Source organism: Paenibacillus cellulositrophicus (assembly GCF_009363095.1).
Lineage (GTDB): Bacteria > Bacillota > Bacilli > Paenibacillales > Paenibacillaceae > Paenibacillus_AQ > Paenibacillus_AQ favisporus.
Genome location: NZ_CP045295.1, coordinates 2,573,635 through 2,593,539, shown reverse-complemented (window position 1 = coordinate 2,593,539; position 19,905 = coordinate 2,573,635). Strand labels below are relative to the sequence as shown.

At 53.8% G+C, this 19,905-nt stretch carries 15 protein-coding genes; 11 read left to right on the top strand and 4 right to left on the bottom strand.

Annotated features, from left to right (window positions below; genetic code table 11):
* Window positions 1–50 precede the first annotated feature (50 nt).
* The 6 genes from GCU45_RS11690 (at window position 51) to sigJ (ending at window position 7,024) form a co-directional block, all read left to right on the top strand.
* On the top strand, window positions 51–1,001 hold the full coding sequence (locus GCU45_RS11690; RefSeq protein ID WP_152399059.1) for a carbohydrate ABC transporter permease: 951 nt from the start codon (window positions 51–53) through the stop codon (window positions 999–1,001).
* A 3-nt stretch (window positions 1,002–1,004) separates the two neighbouring features.
* Entirely contained in the window at window positions 1,005–1,838 is an 834-nt protein-coding gene (locus GCU45_RS11685; protein ID WP_152399058.1) for a carbohydrate ABC transporter permease, read from the top strand.
* A 175-nt stretch (window positions 1,839–2,013) separates the two neighbouring features.
* Window positions 2,014–3,735, top strand: coding sequence for an outer membrane protein assembly factor BamB family protein (locus GCU45_RS11680; protein WP_152399057.1), 1,722 nt, complete (start codon window positions 2,014–2,016; stop codon window positions 3,733–3,735).
* Between the two features lie 197 nt (window positions 3,736–3,932).
* Window positions 3,933–4,625: an aspartate/glutamate racemase family protein gene (locus GCU45_RS11675; protein WP_152399056.1), complete on the top strand. Its 693-nt coding sequence runs from the start codon at window positions 3,933–3,935 to the stop codon at window positions 4,623–4,625.
* A 205-nt stretch (window positions 4,626–4,830) separates the two neighbouring features.
* Complete coding sequence (locus tag GCU45_RS11670; RefSeq protein WP_425281276.1) at window positions 4,831–6,141, top strand: phytoene desaturase family protein; 1,311 nt, start codon at window positions 4,831–4,833, stop codon at window positions 6,139–6,141.
* Window positions 6,116–7,024, top strand: coding sequence for an RNA polymerase sigma factor SigJ (sigJ, locus tag GCU45_RS11665; protein ID WP_152399054.1), 909 nt, complete (start codon window positions 6,116–6,118; stop codon window positions 7,022–7,024). The genes GCU45_RS11670 and sigJ overlap by 26 nt, the downstream gene beginning before the upstream one ends.
* Before the next feature lie 169 nt (window positions 7,025–7,193).
* On the opposite strand, the gene GCU45_RS11660 is transcribed toward sigJ, so the two are convergent.
* Complete coding sequence (locus GCU45_RS11660) at window positions 7,194–7,832, bottom strand: TetR/AcrR family transcriptional regulator (protein ID WP_152399053.1); 639 nt, start codon at window positions 7,830–7,832, stop codon at window positions 7,194–7,196.
* A 183-nt stretch (window positions 7,833–8,015) separates the two neighbouring features.
* On the opposite strand from GCU45_RS11660, the gene GCU45_RS11655 reads away from it, so the two are divergent.
* Complete coding sequence (locus GCU45_RS11655; protein WP_152399052.1) at window positions 8,016–8,774, top strand: SDR family oxidoreductase; 759 nt, start codon at window positions 8,016–8,018, stop codon at window positions 8,772–8,774.
* 100 nt (window positions 8,775–8,874) lie between these two features.
* Entirely contained in the window at window positions 8,875–9,759 is an 885-nt protein-coding gene (locus GCU45_RS11650) for an SDR family oxidoreductase (protein WP_152402990.1), read from the top strand.
* A gap of 187 nt (window positions 9,760–9,946) precedes the next feature.
* On the opposite strand, the gene GCU45_RS11645 is transcribed toward GCU45_RS11650, so the two are convergent.
* Window positions 9,947–10,408: a copper amine oxidase N-terminal domain-containing protein gene (locus GCU45_RS11645; RefSeq protein ID WP_152399051.1), complete on the bottom strand. Its 462-nt coding sequence runs from the start codon at window positions 10,406–10,408 to the stop codon at window positions 9,947–9,949.
* 138 nt (window positions 10,409–10,546) lie between these two features.
* On the opposite strand from GCU45_RS11645, the gene GCU45_RS11640 reads away from it, so the two are divergent.
* Together GCU45_RS11640 and GCU45_RS11635 are read left to right on the top strand one after the other, a co-directional pair.
* Complete coding sequence (locus tag GCU45_RS11640; RefSeq protein WP_152399050.1) at window positions 10,547–11,062, top strand: DUF4241 domain-containing protein; 516 nt, start codon at window positions 10,547–10,549, stop codon at window positions 11,060–11,062.
* 223 nt (window positions 11,063–11,285) lie between these two features.
* Entirely contained in the window at window positions 11,286–12,704 is a 1,419-nt protein-coding gene (locus tag GCU45_RS11635) for an N-acetylmuramoyl-L-alanine amidase family protein (RefSeq protein WP_152399049.1), read from the top strand.
* A gap of 319 nt (window positions 12,705–13,023) precedes the next feature.
* On the opposite strand, the gene GCU45_RS11630 is transcribed toward GCU45_RS11635, so the two are convergent.
* A complete protein-coding gene (locus tag GCU45_RS11630) occupies window positions 13,024–13,557 on the bottom strand; it encodes a GNAT family N-acetyltransferase (RefSeq protein ID WP_152399048.1) in 534 nt (177 codons plus the stop codon).
* A gap of 528 nt (window positions 13,558–14,085) precedes the next feature.
* On the opposite strand from GCU45_RS11630, the gene GCU45_RS11625 reads away from it, so the two are divergent.
* Window positions 14,086–15,213, top strand: coding sequence for a beta-ketoacyl-ACP synthase III (locus GCU45_RS11625; protein WP_152399047.1), 1,128 nt, complete (start codon window positions 14,086–14,088; stop codon window positions 15,211–15,213).
* Between the two features lie 116 nt (window positions 15,214–15,329).
* Here the strand turns inward: GCU45_RS11625 and GCU45_RS11620 are convergent, their stop codons facing one another.
* Window positions 15,330–19,832 carry a glycosyl hydrolase gene (locus GCU45_RS11620; protein WP_152399046.1) on the bottom strand — a complete coding sequence of 1,501 codons (4,503 nt, stop codon included), beginning with the start codon at window positions 19,830–19,832 and terminating at the stop codon, window positions 15,330–15,332.
* Window positions 19,833–19,905: the final 73 nt, after the last annotated feature.

Here is a 19,905-nt window from a genome sequence, read left to right as displayed (position 1 = left end):
CCGCTCCTGGGCCGGGCCCGCATTCCAACAATCACGAGGAGGACGTGCAGATGATTGAGACGATATCCTCAGCGGCACCTAGGCGGAGAAGGGGCTGGACGAGGAAGGAGTGGCATTATTTTTGGCTGGGGCTGATTTTCGCTTCCCCATGGATCACCGGGTTTCTGATTTTTACCGTGTATCCTTTCTTCAGCTCCCTCTACTTCAGCCTGACGGAATACGATCTGTTCAATCCGCCAAAATGGGTGGGTATGGATAATTACGCGGCGATCATGAAAGACCGGAGCTTCTATAAATCGATCAGCAACACGCTGTTCATGGCGTTCATATCCGTCCCGGTCACGCTGTTCAGCTCGCTGCTTATTGCGCTGCTGCTGAACTTCAAGGTGAAGGGCATCCGATACTACCGCACGATCTTTTATCTTCCGGCCGTTATTCCAGGCGTGGCGAGCGCCCTGCTTTGGACCTGGATGCTGAATCCGGACTTCGGCCTGGTCAACATTTTTTTACGCTGGGTGCATCTTCCCGATCCGGCCTGGCTGCTTGATCCCCGGTTCACCAAGCCTTCCCTGATCCTGATGGGACTGTGGGGCTCCGGCGCGGGGGCGCTCATTTTTCTTGCGGCGCTGCAAGGGGTTCCGCAAACCTACTACGAAGCGGCCCAGGTCGATGGCGCCAACTGGTGGCACCGTTTCTGGAGAATCACGGTACCGGCGCTGTCGCCGATCATTTTGTTCCAGCTGATCATGGGACTCATCGGGGCTTTTCAAATTTTCACGGAATCCTACATTCTGGCGGGTGGCAAGTCAAGCGGCGGCGCTCTCGGCGGGCCGGGGCAGTCGTTATTGTTCTATGCCGTCAATTTGTACCAGGAAGCCTTTATCAATCTGAAAATGGGATACGCCTCGGCGCTGGCCTGGATCCTGTTCGTGATCGTCATGCTGATTACGCTGCTGGTCCTGAAAACGTCCAAACGCTGGGTCTACTACGGAGGTGAATAGCGGATGAGCGCTGGCAAGCTGCTTCGCACGAAAATTTTTCCGCATACGATGCTGATTTTGTTCGCATTCTTTTTTCTCTTTCCGTTCGTTTGGCTCGTGTTCACTTCGCTCAAGTCGTCGAACGAAATTTTTGAACTGCCGCCGCGCATCCTGCCGGAATCGTTTCAATGGTCGAATTACAAGGCCGCGTTCGAAACGGTGCCTTTCGGGCACTATATGCTGAACACCCTGGTTATCTGCGTCGTTTGCATTATCGGGCAATTGTTTGCCTCCCCGCTGGTGGCCTATTCGATCTCCCGGATTCCGTGGGTGGGGAGCAAGATTATCTTCGCGATCGTCCTGGCAACGATGATCCTGCCGTCGCAGGTGCAGCTGATTCCGCAGTACATCATTTTCGCCAAGCTGGGCTGGGTCAACACCATCCTGCCGCTGACGATCGGGGCCTTTTTCGGCGCACCGTTCTACATTTTTTTATTGAGGCAATTTCTGTTAGGCATCCCCAAGGAGCTATCCGAAGCCGCGAAAATGGATGGGGCCTCAGAATTCCGCATCTACTCGCAAATTATTATGCCGACCTTGAAGCCGGCGCTTGCGACGGTGGCGTTGTTTACCTTCGTGGGTGCTTATACGGACTTTATGGGACCGCTCATTTACTTGAACGATGCCGCCAAGTGGACGCTGACGCTCGGTCTGCAGGGATTCCAGCAGGATCACGGGGCGCAATGGGAAAAGCTGATGGCCGCGTCGACGATCATGGCGATTCCGATGATTTTGCTTTATTTTTTCGGGCAAAAGTACTATATGCAATCCGGATCTGCTTTTACGGGTTTCAAATGAATCATGCACCTCACAGCTATCTCAAAAGGAAGGCAAGTTTGTACCCCATATACAAAGGCTGGTTGGAAACCCCAATCAGCCTTTTTTCAATTCTACAACCTTGTAACTTTGCCGCGGCTGGAAGCGTCCATAAGACAGTAGGTAAATTTCGTTAAAAGCTGGGAGGATATCGATTATGCGAAAATGGACTATGGCCGCTGCCGGGCTGCTGCTCGCCGGGACGCTCGGGAGTGCCTGGACAGGCCCGTCCGCGTGGGCTCAAACCTCCGGACCGAACGCAAGTTATTCGAGCTCGGGCTCGGAATTTTATTTAACCAATCCGATACCGCTCGTCAAGCCGAAATGGACGGCGGCGCTCGATGCGCCGAAGGACTCGTCCGCCTCCAATCCTTCCGTAGTTATAGCGGGGCAGGGGAAGGTCTGCTACATCGCGGGTGGCAAGCTGATCGCGAAGGAGGCTGCCACCGGGAAGACACTGTGGTCATTCGGAACGGGACTTGGCCATGCAACCCTCACGAGTACCGACGAAACGAAACTCTATGTCGGCGCCAAAGACGGCTCGGTCTACCGGGTCGATAAGGCGACCGGCAAAGGCGCACGCATCTACCGGGCTCCGTCGGGGCAGGCGCCTGATATATCCGTGGACGGTGGGACCTTGTACGTCTTTGCCGGCGGTTCGCTCATCTCGGTCGATATGGCTACAGGCAAGGTGAAATGGCGGAATCAGGACGGTAAGTCCCTGCCTCAGCGCGTCAACGGGACGCTGCTCTCGGGCGCCGTGGAGTCGGGAGCGATTACCGTCAATACGACTTACGCGATTGATCCCGCCACGGGCAAGACGCTGTGGCGGCTGTCGGGTGACCATTCAGGTCTTCTCAAGTCGGAAGGGAATAAGCTTTACTTCCAGGACCAATGGCCGGATTCCGATTATGTAGAGACTGCGGCGAACATCGACGAGGTGGATGTGAAGACCGGCAAGATTACGGCAAGCAAGAAGTTTGTTGCCTTAAAGGCTGATGGCAGTCCGGTCTATCCCACATCCAAAGTGGTGATGGAAGGGAATGACATCTATGCGGCCGTTGCCGGCGAGGGTATCTTCCGCTTCAATTACGACGCCGATCCCGCTGTTGTGAAGCCGGAATTGATACCGGATCGGGGGGAGTTTATCGCGGGCCCCTATAACGGCAAGCTGTTTTTCCTGGACGAGGACAGCCGCGGGATTCATGCGCGTAAAATCGTGGATCGTTCGTATGTGAATTATAACGGCCCCGATAATCCGGCCAGCCGCGTCGATATGATCCAATCCGGCTTGTACGTCGGGCAGAGTGACGGTACCGTCTATGCGCTGAACGTCTCGACGGGTAAGGCTTTGTTCCGTGCGCAGACGAAGGCGCGCAGTTACGGAGCTTTTCAGGTTGAGGGCAGCATGCTGCTCGTCCAGGCGGAGAGCCAGCTGTATGCGTACCCGCTGCCTTCCGAATTGGCGAAGCCCGCTGCTGGGGGCAGTACGGCGGGAGCCTTTGCAAAGTCGGATGCCAAGGTCACGCTGGATGGGAAGGCACTTCCGCTGCGGGTTGGAGCGGGCGTCATGTCGGCAGACAATCGGATGTTCATCCCGTTCCGGTCGCTGACGGAAGCGCTCGGAGCCAAGGTCACCTACGACGCCAAGACGAAGCGGACGACCGTGACCTACGGAACGCGCGTTTTCTCGATCGCCGACGGCTCCCCTTTTGCTCTCACAGACGGGAAGCAAGCCGCACTGTCTTACTCCCCGGCGACGCTGAACGGCTCGCTCTACGTGCCGATCAAGGACTTCGGCGATCTGCTGGGTGTGCAGGTGAAATGGAACGCCGGGACACGCACGGTGGAGGTAACCAAGACGGCCGCCGCGAAATAAGGCTGGCGAATCCTTGCGGTTAGAGCAGGAGTAAGGAACACAGAACGAATGGAAAAATTCCTATTGTCCTTAGTCAGCCTAATGTATACTGAAAACGGCGGGATGACCGCCGTTTTTCCACATTCACTTTACAGAATTGAAGGTTAATCGGAGCTGATTTTTAAAGACAAACCAAGGACAATGGAGATGAGCATAAAATGAAAGTAATCGGTCTTATTGGCGGAATGAGCTGGGAATCTTCTGCTTTGTACTATCGAATGGTCAATGAAGAAGTAAGAAGTAGGTTAGGCGGGCTGCACTCTGCGAAATGCCTGTTATATAGTGTTGATTTTGAAGAAATTGAACGTTACCAAGCGGAAGGAGCCTGGGAAAAGGCGGGAGAAGTGCTAGGCCAAACCGCACGCGCTTTGGAAAAAGGGGGCGCTGACTTTATCGTCATTTGCACCAATACGATGCACAAAGTTGTCGATGATATTCAGTCCCAGATCAACATCCCTATTTTGCATATAGCGGATGCTACAGCAGCCCAAATCAAAGAAAGCCAGGTTCAGACAGTTGGGCTGCTTGGCACGAAGTACACCATGGAACAGGACTTTTATAAATCACGCCTGGAGCTGAACGGGATTCAGGTGATCGTTCCAGATCGGGATGAGAGAGAGGCCGTAAACAAGATCATCTACGAAGAGCTATGCTTGGGCAAGATTCATCAGGAATCCAGAGATTATTATAAGAAGGTTATTCAAGGCTTGATCGAATCAGGAGCCGAAGGGATAATATTAGGCTGTACAGAAATTGGACTATTGGTGAAGCCGGAAGACGCTGAAGTTCCTCTGTTTGACACAACCTACATCCATGCTTGCGAGGCTGTAAATATGTCTTTGAAAGCGTGAAATTGGAGGTCATATCCCGTACGGACCAATTAAAATAGGAGTTCATCCCAGCGCGCCCGCCAGGGCGCGTTTTTTTAATGTGATATAGGATTTGGAGTATGCCAGTACAGCCAAAAAATATTTAAAGAAATTTCCCGGCCGATGTTGTCACATCCCATCCTCACTCCCCGTCATACGGGTAAAATCACCGAAAGGGATGATCGAGATGGAGATGGAATACGATTACGATGTAGCGGTAGTTGGCGGGGGCATAGCAGGTCTGACGGCGGCGGTGTATGCGGCAAAGGCGGGGAAGCGGACGATTCTGATCGAGAAGCAGGAGCGCCTCGGTGGGCGAGCGATCACGGTGAAAAAGAAGGGAGCATACTTCAATCTGGGCGGGCACGCCCTGTATCACGGAGATGCGTTTGCGACCTTCCGCGAGCTGGGGCTAAGTTTGCAGGGAGGTCAGCCTTCCACCGATGCACTCGGCATTTGGAACGGGAAGCTGGTGACCATGCCGATGGGGGTCAAATCGCTCTTCACCACGCCGCTGCTGTCCTGGAAAGGGAAGGTGGAGCTCGCCTCCTGGCTGGCGAAGCTGGGCAAAATGGATACGCTTCGTTACGAGCGGGTCAGTCTCCGGGAATGGCTGGAGGGGAATGTCAAGGACCCCATGCTGCGGCATTTATTTTATTCGCTTCTGCGTACGGCGAGCTACGTAGTGGCGCCGGATCTGCAGGCGGCGGGTCCGGTGCTGCGGCAGCTGCAGAATTCCTTGAAGGGCGTGCTGTATTTGGACCGGGGCTGGGGCGTGATGGTCGACGAGTTAGGCAAGCTGGCTGAAGATGTCGGCGTGAAGCTGCTCTCGAAGAGCAAAGCCGTGTCCGTTGGGCACGCTGAAGGCTCCGTACGGCATGTACTCTGCGAAGATGGAACGACGATCAAGGCGAATGCCGTCATCGTCGCCGCCTCGCCCGCGGTCGCTCATCAACTGGTGCCCGGGGCTGAAACGACCGCCCTTCATACCTGGAAGGAGCAGGCGGTCGAAATTACGGCTGCGTGCCTGGATGTCGCCCTCCGCCGTCTGCCGAAGCCGGATCAGCAATTCGTGTACGGCATCGACCGGACCGTCTTTCTGTCCAACCAATCGCGCGCCGCATATCTTAGCGACGATGGATCGCAGGTCGTCACCGTAATCAAATATAAGGGGCCGGAAAGCGATCCGAATCAGGATTTGCAGGACCTTGAACAAACGCTGGATCTGGTGCAGCCGGGCTGGAGGGATGAGCTGGTCGTCCGGCAGTATCTGCCGAAAATTACGGTGTGCCACGATTTTATGCACCTGAACCGTCTGGAGAACCCGGGGCCTGCCGTCCCGGAAATTAAAGGGCTGTACGTGGCAGGAGACTGGGCTTCGCACGGGGAATTACTAGCCGACGCCGCGACGGCGAGCGCGAAAAGGGCTGTGCGGCATATTCTCTCCCTGGAGAGTGAGGGAAGGGGGAACCATGAGCAGCATAGAAGAATTGTATGAAACCTATAGAAAACCGTTGATATCCTATGCCTACCGGATGCTGGGCAGCGTTATGGATGCGGAGGATATCGTGCAGGAGGCCTTTATAAGCTATGGACGGCTGGAGGAGCCTGATGCGATACGGAATGAGCGATCCTTTTTGTACAAAATCGTCACCAACCGCTGCCTGGATCTGCTCCGTTCTTCGGCGAAGAAACGGGAGCTCTACGTCGGTCCCTGGCTTCCTGAGCCGCTGATCGGTTCGCTGGATGCTGCCGAAGCCGATCCGTCCGAGATTTACTTGCGGCGCGAATCCATATCGACGGCGTACCTCTTGCTCCTGCAGCAGCTTAGTGCCGTCGAAAGGGCCGTTTTTCTCCTCCGCGAAATTTTTCATTATTCGTTCGACGAGATTGCCGGGATGGTTGGCAAAAGCACTGCGAACTGCCGGCAAATTTTCCACCGGGCCAAAAAGAGCATCCAGGCCGATCCCGAGCAGACTCTCCCGGCTCACATTGCCGAAGAGAAGCTGAAGGATTTCGTCAGTTCCCTGCTGCAAGGGAATACAAGCCGGCTTCTGGAGCTGGTCAGCGATGGCGCGGCCATGATCTCCGACGGCGGCGGCAAGGTTACGGCGGCACGGGTGCCTGTCCTTGGATTCGAGCGGGTCATCCAGCTGCTGCTTAATCTGCTCAAAATGTATGAGGGGAAATATACGTATTCCTTTGTTTCCGTCAACGGTATACCGGGCTTCCGGCTTGCGATCGATAACGGGGATCAGTTCGTGTATTCTTTTTCTTTTAAAGATGATAAGATCCAATCGATTTACGCTTTAGGAAATCCGGAGAAGCTGAGGCACCTACCGGCACTCGATCCGCTAGGTAATGAGCCGGGCACGCCATGATAGGCGCAGCTAACCGTCCAAACGATTATGCATCCCCGCGATCGTCGTTAAGTTTATTGAGGAATAATTGAAGAGCAGCATATGTGAAAAAGACCCTGCCGGCGCGAGCCAGCGGGGTTTTTGGCGTTCATGGATCAGGCCGTGCTGGAACGATGAACAAAATGATTAATTATATGGTTTGCAAAATTCTAACGACCTCATCCTCAATCTGGGATTCATCAACCTTGTCCCAATGCTCAGGGCGAATCATTTGATATTTTTTCATACGGTAAAACTCCATAACGGCTTGTTTCAAGGTGAGGTCGTACCACTGGATGCTGAACGTCGGTTCCATGATCCGTCGCAGCGTAGCGTCGTCTTGAACCAAAGACAGCACTGCATTCATCCGGTTAAAAATTCCCTGATCCATCCCGGCTTCAAAAAAGCTCTCCAGATTTTTATTCCGATTCTGCTGGGCAATAACCAGACTTTCAAATAACCGCGGATAGAATTCCTTGAGATCCTCCAGGAACAAATCGGATATATAAATGACGCAGATCAGCGATTGCAGGAACGTTTGCTGAAAACGCTTGATATAAGAGACGGTTTCGTCGTTCACCACGGCATCGGCCTGCTGCAAGTAGTTCATCTCATACTCTACAACCTGCTGAATGATGTCATCTTTGGATGAAAAATGCTTATACAGCGTCACCTTGCTGATGTCCATATATCTGGCGATATCGTCTATTTTGAGTTGGCTGAACTTGTTCTTTCGGATGACCGGTTTTATTTTCTCGATATAATGATCGGCGCTTACGGCTTTTCTCACGAAATGAAGCCTCCTTTGTGCTTATACAACATATTATAACGAATTCGATGTGATCACAAACGTTTTTTACGAAAATTAATAAATTAACTATTTTTATTAATTTTGTTTACTTTATTAATTTGTGGAGTTATAATCGGTCTTGCAAAAATAAATGAGCTTCTAAGCCAAGGGAGGAAATAAAAGATGAGTACTGTGGAAAAAGGGAAATACGAAGGCAAGCGGGTCGTCATTACAGGAGGAAGCAGCGGTTTCGGCCTGGAGACGGCGAAGATGCTGGTGGATGGAGGAGCGCGTGTATTGATTACCGGCCGCACCCAGTCCACGCTCGATTCGGCTCTGAAACAACTGGGGTACAATGCCGTTGCTGTCGTGAGTGACGCCTCGTCGTTGCGTGATATTGAAGCCCTGGCAACCCGGGTGAAGGCGGAGTTTGGTACGATCGACGCCTTGTTCGTAAACGCTGGCGTGACGCGCTTCGTTCCTTTTGAGTCCGTTACCGAAGAGGAGTACGACGAAGTTCTCGCCATCAATGCCAAGGGGCCTTATTTTACCGTGCAGAAGCTCGTCCCGCTGCTTAACGAGGGGAGCGGCGTGGTTCTGACGACTTCGGTCGCGAACGTGCTTGGAATTCCGATGATCAGCGCGTACGCTGCCAGCAAGGCAGCGCTCCGCTCCATGACGCGCAGTCTCGCCCGCGAGCTGCTGCCTCGGAAAATCCGTGTGAACGCAGTCAGTCCCGGTCCGATCGACACAGGCATTCTGGACAGATCGATGCCGGCCGAAGCCGCGGAACAGACCAAGGCGCAGATGAGACAAGAGAACCCGATGCTGCGTTTCGGTGAGCCCAGCGAGGTGGCCAAAGCCGTCGCATTCCTTGCGTTCGAAGCGACTTACACAACCGGAGCAGAGTTCCCTGTTGACGGCGGCGGCTCGCAAATCTAAGTTCCGTCTAAACCCGTGGTTAGCTGGCCAACCAATATGTTATAAATGAACCAAGGAAGGGAAGCGGATCCATATGTCATCAATGGAAAATGCAAAAAATATGCGCGTCTTTGTAACAGGAGCAACGGGGTTCGTCGGTTCCGCTGTTGTTCGCGAACTCATTGCCGCGGGGCATCAAGTCGTCGGGCTCGCCCGCTCGGATAAGTCTGCCGCATCACTGACAGCTGCCGGGGCTGAGGTGCAGCGCGGTTCCCTGGACGACCTTAACAGCCTGAAGGAAGGCGCCGCCGCAGCGGACGGCGTGATTCACCTGGCTTTTAAACACGACTTCGCGGATTTTGCGGCAGCCGCTGAGGCGGATAGCAAGGCGATCGAGGCGATCGGGGCGGCACTTGAGGGTACTGGAAAGCCATTCGTAGCGACCTCGGGAACGCTGATGCTTACGCCGGGGCGGCTCGGGACGGAAGAAGAGGCGTCGACACAGTCTACGCCGCGCCGCTCCGAGGAGGCTGCGCTCGCGCTGGCTGGACGCGGAGTGAGAGCTTCGGTCGTCCGCCTGTCACCGTCCGTGCATGGCCCGGGCGAGCAGGGCTTTGTTCCGACTCTGATCGGTATCGCGCGGGAGAAAGGTTTTGCGGCGTACGTGGATGAGGGGCTTAACCACTGGCCGGCGGTTCACCAGCTTGATGCGGCGCGCCTGTTCAGACTGGCGTTGGAAAAAGGGGCTGCAGGTGCCGTGTATCACGGGGTCGGCGATGAGGGCGTGCCCTTCCGGGAGATCGCTGAGGTCATCGGCCGCCACCTGAACCTACCGGTGCGCAGCATTCCCCGCGAAGAGGCAGAGGCTTACTTCGGTTGGCTCGCCTTCGCCGCGTCGACCGACAATCTGGCATCGAGCGCACTGACCCAGGAACGCTTAGGATGGCAGCCCGTGAACCCTGGTTTGATCGCGGATCTGGAACAGGGGCACTACTTCAACCACTAAAATTGATGGATTGGGTGAATGAAGAGGTTTTTTAAAGGTTAACCAATGAAATCGTCTGACGGTAACATAGAGTAAATATGTCTTGGCTTGTGACTCAGTACCTCTTTCATGGAAGTATTGGGAACAGGCCAAGACTTTTTTGGTAGGGAAACGATTAGTTTTTCATTCAGAGGTCTTGCCCACGAGTTCATTTATTCTGGAAATCGATTTGTATCGTTAGGTTGGCCTTATCAAATTGTACCTTTCCACCAAAAGCTTCAGCGATGAAGCGAAGATTTACGTATATAAGACCATCATCAACAAGTTCTGGACCTTGTAAAAGCTGTACTTCCTTGCCATTTAGAGTAGCAATCTTTTTTCCAGCAGTTAAAGTAACCGTTGTATCATTATTTTTAGCCGTAACGGTTTTGGGTTGATTATCAAACTGAGCGTCCATCTTTAACGCCGAGAAAAATGCCCTGAAAGGAACTAAGGTTGATCCACTCGGAGGGATTGCCGCTGTTAAGGCTTGTTTTTCCCCATTAATGTATATCGTAGGACGGTATACTCCGCGGGAATCCGGGCCCGCTGAAGCAAGCACAGTTTGTGCACCAAAGACTAAGATGTAAACAGTCAGCACAGCAAGGAATAGAAAAGAACGGCGTTTCATCAAATACCATCTCCTTTTTTAAGTTTAATAGCATCAAATAGGACGCTTCATTTGGACAAATCCTATCAGTACAGACGCTTTTTCCACCACACATGTTACAATAAACCCAAATCATCACACTTATTGGAGGTATCCTCAGTGGTCATTCAACTAGGCAATTTTGAAGTGAATTCCGGGCAATTGGTCGTAGCGGATCCTTGTTACGATTTGGATCGGGATACGATTATTATGGGCGTATTGGAATCCGCCTTAGCTGGCACATGGGTAGGAGAAGTAGAGAAGATCGAGGTCCGCGACTGGGGCGAAGCCAACGCCAAGCTGACAGCTTACCACCATTCCGTGGCGGAACAGGCAGCGTCGCTGGAATGGATCAAGTGCTCTTTTGTGGCGGGAGTGGACAGCGGGCAGGCCGGGATTTTTGATATCGACAAGCACCGGATTCCGGATGCGGATGCGCCTGACGGTAAACAGGACCAAGATACCGAATGGTATTTCGCCTGCTGCGATCTCACCGAGAGCGGGGAGGAAGCAGGCGTCCTGGATGGCGGCGTCGTATCACGGACAGGCATGGGTGACGGGGCATATGGAGTGTACAAGGCTGTAAATGCGGACAATCAGGTAGTTGGCGTGAAGATTGTGTTTATTAAGGAATAGTTTGTTCAGAAGTAGATATCATTACGGTTGCTAGAGTTTTTAAATAGATTTACAGGTAGATGACTCTCTCGAGGGTCATCTCTTTTTTATCTATAGAAGGAACTCACTTCATTTTCACTTCAAGCGCAACTATTTTCCGTTTTTATTGTTATATATTGTAAATGGTATTTTGTCGCTTTTACTAGAATCCGATAGAAAGTTCAAATCATAACAGAGGTGCATAATGAAGAAATTTTTGTCTCTGCTGTTCCTGTCTTTATTCCTGCTGATCCTGCTCCCCAATTCAATCAGTGCCGCATCTAAGCCATCCAAGATTGTATTAGACGGCCAGGAACTGGTCCTGCCGGCTGATGTGAAGGTCTCGATCATTGATCAATCCATGATGATTCCACTTCGGGTGGTGGCGGAAAATTTAAAGTTTCAGGTGAACTGGGATCAACGGTCCCACAGCGTTACAATCCAGCAAAACGCCAAAGCCATGTTGTTAACCGTCGGCAAAAAAGAGGCGAAGGTCTCGGATCAGCTCGTACGGCTGGATACGGCTCCCCGGAATATGAATCAAAGCGTGGTCGTTCCGATCCGGTTCGTCACCGAACAAATGGGACTGGCTGTCAATTGGGACAACCGCAATAAAACGGTATACCTGACAAGCCCGCCTCAAAACCCGGATCAAAGCAAAGATCCGATCTCCGAGTCCGAAGCAGACAATACGGAGCCGTTGACGCATGTGAGTCAGATCAATTATTTAAACCAACAGCTCGTCATTAGTATGGATGGCCAAGTGACGCCCAAGATTTTAACTTTAGCCAACCCCGCCCGAATCGTTGTTGACTTACCCAATACGACCTTCGGGGCTCTGACTCAGCCGCTGGATTCGGCCATGACGGGGAAATTGGACGTGAGCGGGCAGCCGGATGTATCCGAAGTCAGATATTCTCTATTTAGCAGGGACCCTGAGCAAGTCCGGGTCGTGGTAGAGTTAAGCCAGGATAACCCGGCTTCCTACCATCAGGAGGTTATCGGCGATCAGCTCATTATAGATCTATCTGGGACGGGCAGCGATCCCCAGACTCCCGTGTCTTCAGGCAACGAGAATGAAAGAAAAATCGTGGTCATTGATGCGGGACACGGGGGCAGCGATCCGGGAACGACGAGCATCAGCAACAAACATGAAAAAGATTTTAACCTCGCGCTTGCTCTGAAAGTGCAGGAGCTTCTTCTTAAGGAACCCGAAATTGAAGTCATCATGACCCGTGACAGCGACGTGTACCCTACCCGGACAGAACGCGTGCAGCTGGCCAATTCATTAAATGCGGACGTTTTTGTATCGATCCATGGCAACAGCGTACTGGAATCTCCGCAAGCCACGGGTACAGAGACGCATTATTATCAGCGGAGCAGCAGCAAACAGCTGGCCGACGCGATCCACAAGCGTTTAGTTCAAGCGATGGGTCTGAAAGACCGGGGCGTTAAAAACACCAGCCTGCAGGTGATTCGTGAAACCGATATGGCTGCGGTTCTATTAGAGGTTGGATTTCTAAGCAATGTCTCGGATGAACAAGCCATGCTTTCGGACACCGTCCAGTATAAGGCAGCTCAAGCGATTGTTGATGGCATCAAAGAGTACTTAAGCAGTACATAGGGAACATCGAAGGGAGAGAGAAACAAAAAAAGAACGCTCGAAGAGCGTTCTTTCAGAGAGAATTAATAGAACTTCCAATGATCATGCCGATGTTTTTTCTTTTTCTTACAGATGACTACAGCTTTTTGACCGGGGTGCAGCTTGACGACGATTACTTTTTTTCGATTACAACACATAATGATCACCTCCTATATTAACAATCTATGCTTTTATGAATAGATTTGACTGGACAAACAGGCACAATTTGATAGGTTATGAGATCAGTCTATAGAAAAGCCCCCCACATCCTTGGCTGGAATGGGGGGGACTTTTCGTCTGATCAATAGACTAGTGGTTTTTGCATAAAAATAACAATATCGGAGCGGGTGCTTGTTCCGTGCTTATCATGGTATTCCCAACTGATCTGAAATTCACCGTAACCCCAGTCGATATAACCAAGGTGTTCATATAGCCTTCTTGCCTCGGGATTGTCTTTGCTGCTCACTTCCAAACCGATATGAGTGCAGCCTCTTTCGCTTGCTAATTTCTCAGCCTCACGAATGATCGCCGTCGCTACACCTTTTTTGCGGTAGCCCTCTTTCGTGAGTCCTCCCTCCAGAAAGGCACTGTGAGTCACATCGATATATTGAGTTACACGAGGATCCTCAGGGCCACTCCATCGCAGTAAGAAATGTCCAATTGGATGATTTGTATGCCATGCGATCAGAAATACGCCCTCACCTTTCCTCTGTACTTCGAATCGGCGATGCTGGGGATACGTCAGATTCCCGGGGCTGAACACTTCCTCAAGCAAATCCAATTGAGAATCCTCGGCTGGTTTGACCACAATATCAAACTCGTGTTGATTCATCATTCATCACTCCTACCGGTTTGTTATGAATATAGTAATCGAGAGCTTTGCTCCCTAATCGAACACGAATCGTACTTATCAACTGAATATGCGTGTCCTATTCCTTCCTCGTAAGCATGATTATGTAAATAAATATCTAGGCAGATTTATGACTATAACATGATGCTTGAAATAAAGCAAATACACCGATCGTCCCTTCTTTTTCCGATCCAGCATACAACCAACTTTATTAAATCCCGCTTTTACCCAACACGCATGGACGCTTTTCCAATAAGATATGGTATGCCATTCTTGATTGAGCCTTTTCTGGATTATCTCCATTGTCTGCGCTGCATTCGAACCGGCTTCCTTCATCCCGTGACTGCAACGGTAAAAGAGTGGATCGCAGAGGCTGCCGCTGCCTGAATAAAGCGGTTTTTTTGTTGTTTGAAAACACGCCTGAAGAGCATTGAATCTACTAATTTTTCATCTACTTTACAATTAGTGGGATTAATATCATAATTAGTAATCATATCTTTAGTGAGGTGTTATATGAAATCCGTTTATATCACGAGCATGGGGAAGTTCCTTCCCGGCGCCCCGGTGGGCAATGAGGAAATGGAAGATTACCTTGGCAAAATCGGAGGCAGATCCTCCAAGACGAAGCGTATCATTTTGGAAAAGAATCAGATCAAGCAGCGCTATTACGCGATGGACAAGGAGCAGAAGAGCTTGTACACCAACGCGGAGATGGCGGCCCTGGCCATACGTGAGACGTTGGAGCGCAGCGCCGATATCCGTCCGGAGGACGTCGAGTTCTTGGCGACCGGTACGACACGAGCGGATTTGCTGCTGCCGGGTTTTGCGAGTATGGTGCATGCCGAGACGGGACTGCCGGTGATGGAGATTTCTTCGCACTCGGGATTATGCGCGAGCGGGATGCATGCGCTGAAGAACGCTTTTTTACATATCAAGTCAGGAGAACACCGGACGGCCATCGCTTGTTCCAGCGAGTTTCTGAGCCGCGAGTTTAAACATACGAAGTTCGAGGCACAGGGCATTTACAGCAATGGCCGGGTGCCGTTCGACACGGATTTTCTGCGGTTCATGCTGTCGGACGGAGCGGGGGCAGCCCTATTGCAAAATGAACCCTCCGCACAGGGGCTCTCCCTGCGCATCGAGTGGATCGACAACAAGTCGTACGCCAATGAGTACGAGACCTGCATGTATTCCGGCATGAGCAAGGAGGATGGCGGCCGTTCGTGGCTGGACTACGCCTCGATTCATGAAGCGGCCGATCGCGGCGCGCTGAATTTGAAGCAGGATGTCCGGCTGGTCAATGAAATTACGAAGGTCGGGACGCGGCGGTTTTTGGAGCTGGTGGAAGAAGGGCGGATTGACCCGGAAGCGGTCGATTGGATGGTGGTCCATTATTCGTCGCATGTGTTCAGGGAAGAGATCTTCCAGCTGCTGGAGCAGGGCGGTGTGACGATCCCTGAGGAAAAATGGTTTACGAATCTGTACACCAAAGGAAATACGGCGGCGGCTTCGATTTACATCATGCTGGAGGAGCTGCTGTATTCCGGACGCCTCTCCGCGGGGCAGCAAATCGTCTGCGTCGTTCCGGAAAGCGGCCGCTTTCAAGCATCGACGATGCTGTTGACGGTGGTTGGGGCCTGATAGCCACCTTGTAACAATCGAGTATTCAATACGATTTCTATAACTCGCATAAAAGGACCCTCAGCGGAGGGTCCTTTTTGTATCGTTGATTAAGGAGAATTTAGTAATGAAGATGGTTACAGGCTTTCATCCATCGTTCCCTCATGCTCACCACCTTCACTCGCAGTACCTTGACTGTTAGTGCCTTCACCAGTGGCGTTACCGGCTTCGTTGGAACCGGCGACGTCACTTCCTGTGTCGCTGTCAGCGCCATCCCCACTGACCTCAGCATCGCCATTGACCACGGCATCCAGCGTTTTCTCATCCAGCGTCACGTCATCCACATACACGGTCATTGTTCCTTCACCGCTTGGTGAAGCGATCTGCAGCCCGATGGCCTTGATCAGTGTCTTGTCGATAGTGGCGCCGTTGGAGTCTTTGCCGTTCAAATTCAGCCTGATCCACTGGTATTCGCCGTTCAGCTCCACTTCGTCAGTGGAAGCCCAGGCCCAGTTCGATCCGGTCTTGATGAACAGCTTCGCCTTGGCCGCGCCGCCGGCCACTCGGGCGCGGACCATCAGGGTGCTGCCTTGGCTGAAGTCCTGGTCGCCCATGTAGGCGAGCTCAAAATGCTTGTCGGCTGCGCCCGCAGACGGAAAGTCCGCGCTGAGCACTTTGCTGCCGCCATCCTCCGGATTGGCGAGGTTGCCGGCTCCGAGCGTGTCGTCGTTCAGCGACCAGCCGGTGATGGAGCTGTTGAAGTCGAACAGCACGCCGGGTGCGGTGCCGCCGCCTGCACTGCCGCTTGGCACGGTGCCAGCGTTCGGATCGAGCAAGGCATGGATGTCGTCAAAATACATCGACGACGTCAGCCGGTTGCCGTCCGGCACCGCGTTCGTATAGATGGAGAACGCCTGGATGTTCTTCAGGTTCGTCTTCGTCAACGTGCCGGTCGCCCAGTTGGCGGGCTTGAACTCGTTGAACGGAGCGGTGATGAGCGCCGGCTCGGTCGTCTTGGTGTCCGGGTAGTACTCGTACGTCTTGCCGTCCGCGTTGATCTGCATCACCAGCTTCTGGCCTTGGCCGTCCGGCTGGTACCAGAATTGCAGGGCGTTATAGCCGGACCAATCCGCGCCGTTCATCGCCTTGGTGATGCCGGCGTAGCCGCTGCTTGCCAGCGTGTACGTGTACTTCAGCCCGTAGCTGCCGCCGTGCTTGTGCGTGCCGTCCAGCGCAGCGCCGGCCGGGTCGCCGCCGGCGTGCACGAACTTGCTGGCCAGGGCCTCGCTGCTGCCCAGGTAGCTCTCGAAGTCGTCGACGACGGCCGGGTCGCCCGCCGATTCGGCATAGGCGCTGTAGAGCCGGATGTTATCGACGTAGACCGGAAGCGTATCTCCGTCCGATTGCAGCGCGCTGCCCACGATGGACAAGGCGATGTCGTCAGCGGCCGCCAGCGCCTCTGCGTTCGTAAAATCGATCGTTGGGCTGAACTTAACGTACTCCACGCCATCGATCGTTTCTTTGGGCAGGGACGCAAACGACGAATACGTCGTGTCCATGCCGTACTTATTAGTCCAGTCGGGTGGGAGCTGCCCTACGGCGCGCAAGCTGGCCTGTTCGCTGGATGCCCCGGCTGCAGCGGGGACCCATACGTCCATTTTGACCCGTTGGATACCCGCGAGCGAGCCGGCGCCGGCTTTAGCCTTGGCGTTCTTCAGCTCCAGCTTCAGCTCCTGCCATGAATCGGTTCCGTTCAAATGCGGCGCACTGATCTTCAGGGATCCGCCGTTAAAATCGCTGTACGCCGCGCTTCCGTCATTCGTTCCTTCCGAAGAACTGGTATATTCGCCGTTGTATTGGATGCCTTCCGCGTCAGCGGCGGTATCGAAAGTGTAGACACCAGCCAGCACCTCGCCGATCTTCACGAACACCGTGTTTGTCTGCTCATGCAGCACGGCCCCGCTGCTGCCATACACTTTGACGGTGATGTCCGCGGTTTTGCCGTTCTGCTCCGCCGCTGGCGTCCACTGCGCCTCGTAGTAGCCGCTGTCCGGGTTCAGGCCCATCGGATACTCAGTATCCGTGCCCTGCACGCTGTAGACGACGCGGCCTGGCGTTTCGTTCAGGACGCGGACACGAATGGTCGTTGAAGCCTCCTTGATGGTGCTTTGGCCCGTCGGAGAGGCGATATGCATGAAGCCTTGTTCGGAGGCGGTGTTGACCTTTTTATTATAGGCGCCAATGACCCCATCGCTGAACAGCGTGTACGCATCCTGGTAGTACTTTTTAAAATCCGGCAGCATTTCATGCTCCTGATTTGGATTGCCGGTTGGGTAAGGGACGTAGATGGAGTCCGGTCCAAAGTTGGCCCAGGTCAGCATGAACGCCATCTTTTTCGCGTCCGGATCGGATTTGAGCGTGTCCGCCAGCTTCGTGTAGAAGTTGGGCGTCGTATTGCCAGTGACCTTCATTTTCTGGTAGCCGAACTCGGTAAAGGCAGCGACCTTGCCGCGGCTGTCCGCGATGTTGGACACGGTTTTGGCTTCCGTCTTGACGCCGTTAAACCAGGAGTCGCCCTCGCCGTTGTAATAGCTGTCGAACCCGAGGATGTCGACGTAGTCGTCGCCCGGGTAGGTTTTTAAGTAGGTATCCGCGGAGTCGCCAAACCCGCCGCCAGGCGAGTAGGCGTACAGGAAGTTGTGGACGCCTTTCTTGTCGCGGAGATACTCGACCGTGTAGCGGTAGATTTCCTTATATTCGTCGGTCGTTGTAAAAGCGGCCCCCCACCAGAACCAGCTTCCGCTCTGCTCATGGAACGGCCGGAAGATGACCGGAATCGGCCTGCCGTCATCGGTTTTGAGGTGCAGGGCGAAGTCGGCGATCTGATCGAGAAAAGCATTATACGCTGCGTTCTTGTCCCCGCCAGGCAGGATGTGGGACACGACGTTGCCCTTGGTGTCGTAAAAATCCCCGCCGGTGACGAAGTTCGGCATATGGGAACTGAGCGTCAGCATGCCGCCGTCGGCGTATGCTTTCTTCATGACGGCGACGAGGTTATCGCGGCTCTGCTCGGCATTGCCGGCCACGCCCGGCTTTTCCTTACCTTCCAGGCTCAGCGTATCCCAGCCGAACAGCCCCGGATAGGCACCGACGCTGTTGAAGGTGTCGGACTGGGTTCCGTCCTTAGCCGTGATGGACATTCCTTCGGTCGTGGCATGCTGCTGGCCGAACAGGATGTTCTTGCCGCGGAGCTGGTTCAAATAGACGAACAGCGATTTGGTGCGGTCGGTTGCCGCTGCGTCCGTCAGGTTGACGGTCGTGACGTTTTCCACCGGACCGCCGCCGTTGCCACCGCCGCTGCCGTTTCCGTTCCCGCCGGAACTGGAACCGCCGCCTGTGCTGCCCGAAGGGCTGCCGCCTGCGCCTGTGGTGCCTGTGCTTCCGGAAGGCGCAGGGCTTGCATTGACTGCTCCACCTGAGATGCTGGTCGTTCCAGGCGGAAGCGCCTTGCCGTTCAGCGTGACGCCGCTGCCCTGGATCACCGCCTGCTTGATGCTGCCCGTGCCCGTGATTGCGGTGCCTGCGGCCGACGGTTTCACGTTCAGGGAAGCGATGGAGGCGCCGGCGCCGAGGCCCAGCTGCACCGGCTGGTTGAACTCGGCACTGTCGATGATCGAGCTGTCGCCCGCGTCCAGCTTGGACGGACTGTTTGCCGCCAGCTGCCCGATATGGGTCGTACCGGACAGCTGTACATGCACCTGGCCGTCGCGGCGGTTGACGAGAACGCTGCCGAGGTCGGAGTCCTTCACGATGACCGTGTGGGCGCCGCCGCCTTCGATGAAAGTGGTGCCCTGAACCGTGACATGATCCAAGGTGACCTCGCCGTCGCCGATCCCTGGCGTTAGATACAAATTGCCTTGGATGACAGCGTCCTTCAGGACGACACCCCCGTGGTTCACCACGGCACTGCCTTGAATCTTCCCGGCGGTATAAGTACCCGCAGCCGGATAGTATGCGCTGACCAGCTTGTCGATCAGGGTAACGATTTCCGCGCGGGTAATAGGTTCCTCGGGGCGGAAGGTCCCGTTCGGGTAGCCTTGGAAGTAACCGGAGAGGGCCCGGACCGCTTCGCGGGCGTACACCCCGATGTGCTCTTGGTCTGGATAGTTAAGGGAAGAGGCTGTTCCGTTTCCGCTGAATTCAAACGCCCGTGCCAGCAGCACCGCAGCGTCCTGACGGGTTAGCGGTTCGCCGGGCTTGGCCGCGTTGCCGGGATATCCGGTGTAGTAGCCGGCTTCTCTGGCAATGGAGAAAGCGCTTGCAAACCAGGTGTCGGCAGGGACATCCGCATAAGCTTCCTTCGACTGGGCCGTAAAGCCGAACAAATGATTTAAGAGAGATACGAATTCTGCACGTGTGATTTCTGCATTGGGGCGGAAGGTGTGATCCGGATAGCCCTGGATCAGCCCGCTGCTCAGCCATTTTTGCACGCTGGCCTGTGCCCAGTGCCCTGTAAGGTCCTTGGCGGTTATGCCGCTGCGGTCCGTTTGGACAGCTGCCGATCCGTAGGCAGGAGACAATAGTGAAGCGATCAATACCGCTGATAAGGTAGTGCCCAGCCATTTGGATGACTTTTTCATGAAAACTCCCCTTGATTGATGGAAGATAAAGGGCTAACAAAGCGGTTTTTAAGCTAACAGGATATCGTATTTA

Bases quoted from the DNA above. Each gene is read 5' to 3' on its own strand.
- GCU45_RS11625 (WP_152399047.1), top strand. From the start codon at position 14,086: ATGAAATCCGTTTATATCACGAGCATGGGGAAGTTCCTTCCCGGCGCC.
- GCU45_RS11620 (WP_152399046.1), bottom strand. From the start codon at position 19,832: ATGAAAAAGTCATCCAAATGGCTGGGCACTACCTTATCAGCGGTATTG.
- sigJ (WP_152399054.1), top strand. From the start codon at position 6,116: ATGAGCAGCATAGAAGAATTGTATGAAACCTATAGAAAACCGTTGATA.
- GCU45_RS11655 (WP_152399052.1), top strand. From the start codon at position 8,016: ATGAGTACTGTGGAAAAAGGGAAATACGAAGGCAAGCGGGTCGTCATT.
- GCU45_RS11645 (WP_152399051.1), bottom strand. From the start codon at position 10,408: ATGAAACGCCGTTCTTTTCTATTCCTTGCTGTGCTGACTGTTTACATC.
- GCU45_RS11630 (WP_152399048.1), bottom strand. From the start codon at position 13,557: ATGATGAATCAACACGAGTTTGATATTGTGGTCAAACCAGCCGAGGAT.
- GCU45_RS11635 (WP_152399049.1), top strand. From the start codon at position 11,286: ATGAAGAAATTTTTGTCTCTGCTGTTCCTGTCTTTATTCCTGCTGATC.
- GCU45_RS11670 (WP_425281276.1), top strand. From the start codon at position 4,831: ATGGAGATGGAATACGATTACGATGTAGCGGTAGTTGGCGGGGGCATA.
- GCU45_RS11680 (WP_152399057.1), top strand. From the start codon at position 2,014: ATGCGAAAATGGACTATGGCCGCTGCCGGGCTGCTGCTCGCCGGGACG.
- GCU45_RS11685 (WP_152399058.1), top strand. From the start codon at position 1,005: ATGAGCGCTGGCAAGCTGCTTCGCACGAAAATTTTTCCGCATACGATG.
- GCU45_RS11675 (WP_152399056.1), top strand. From the start codon at position 3,933: ATGAAAGTAATCGGTCTTATTGGCGGAATGAGCTGGGAATCTTCTGCT.
- GCU45_RS11650 (WP_152402990.1), top strand. From the start codon at position 8,875: ATGCGCGTCTTTGTAACAGGAGCAACGGGGTTCGTCGGTTCCGCTGTT.
- GCU45_RS11690 (WP_152399059.1), top strand. From the start codon at position 51: ATGATTGAGACGATATCCTCAGCGGCACCTAGGCGGAGAAGGGGCTGG.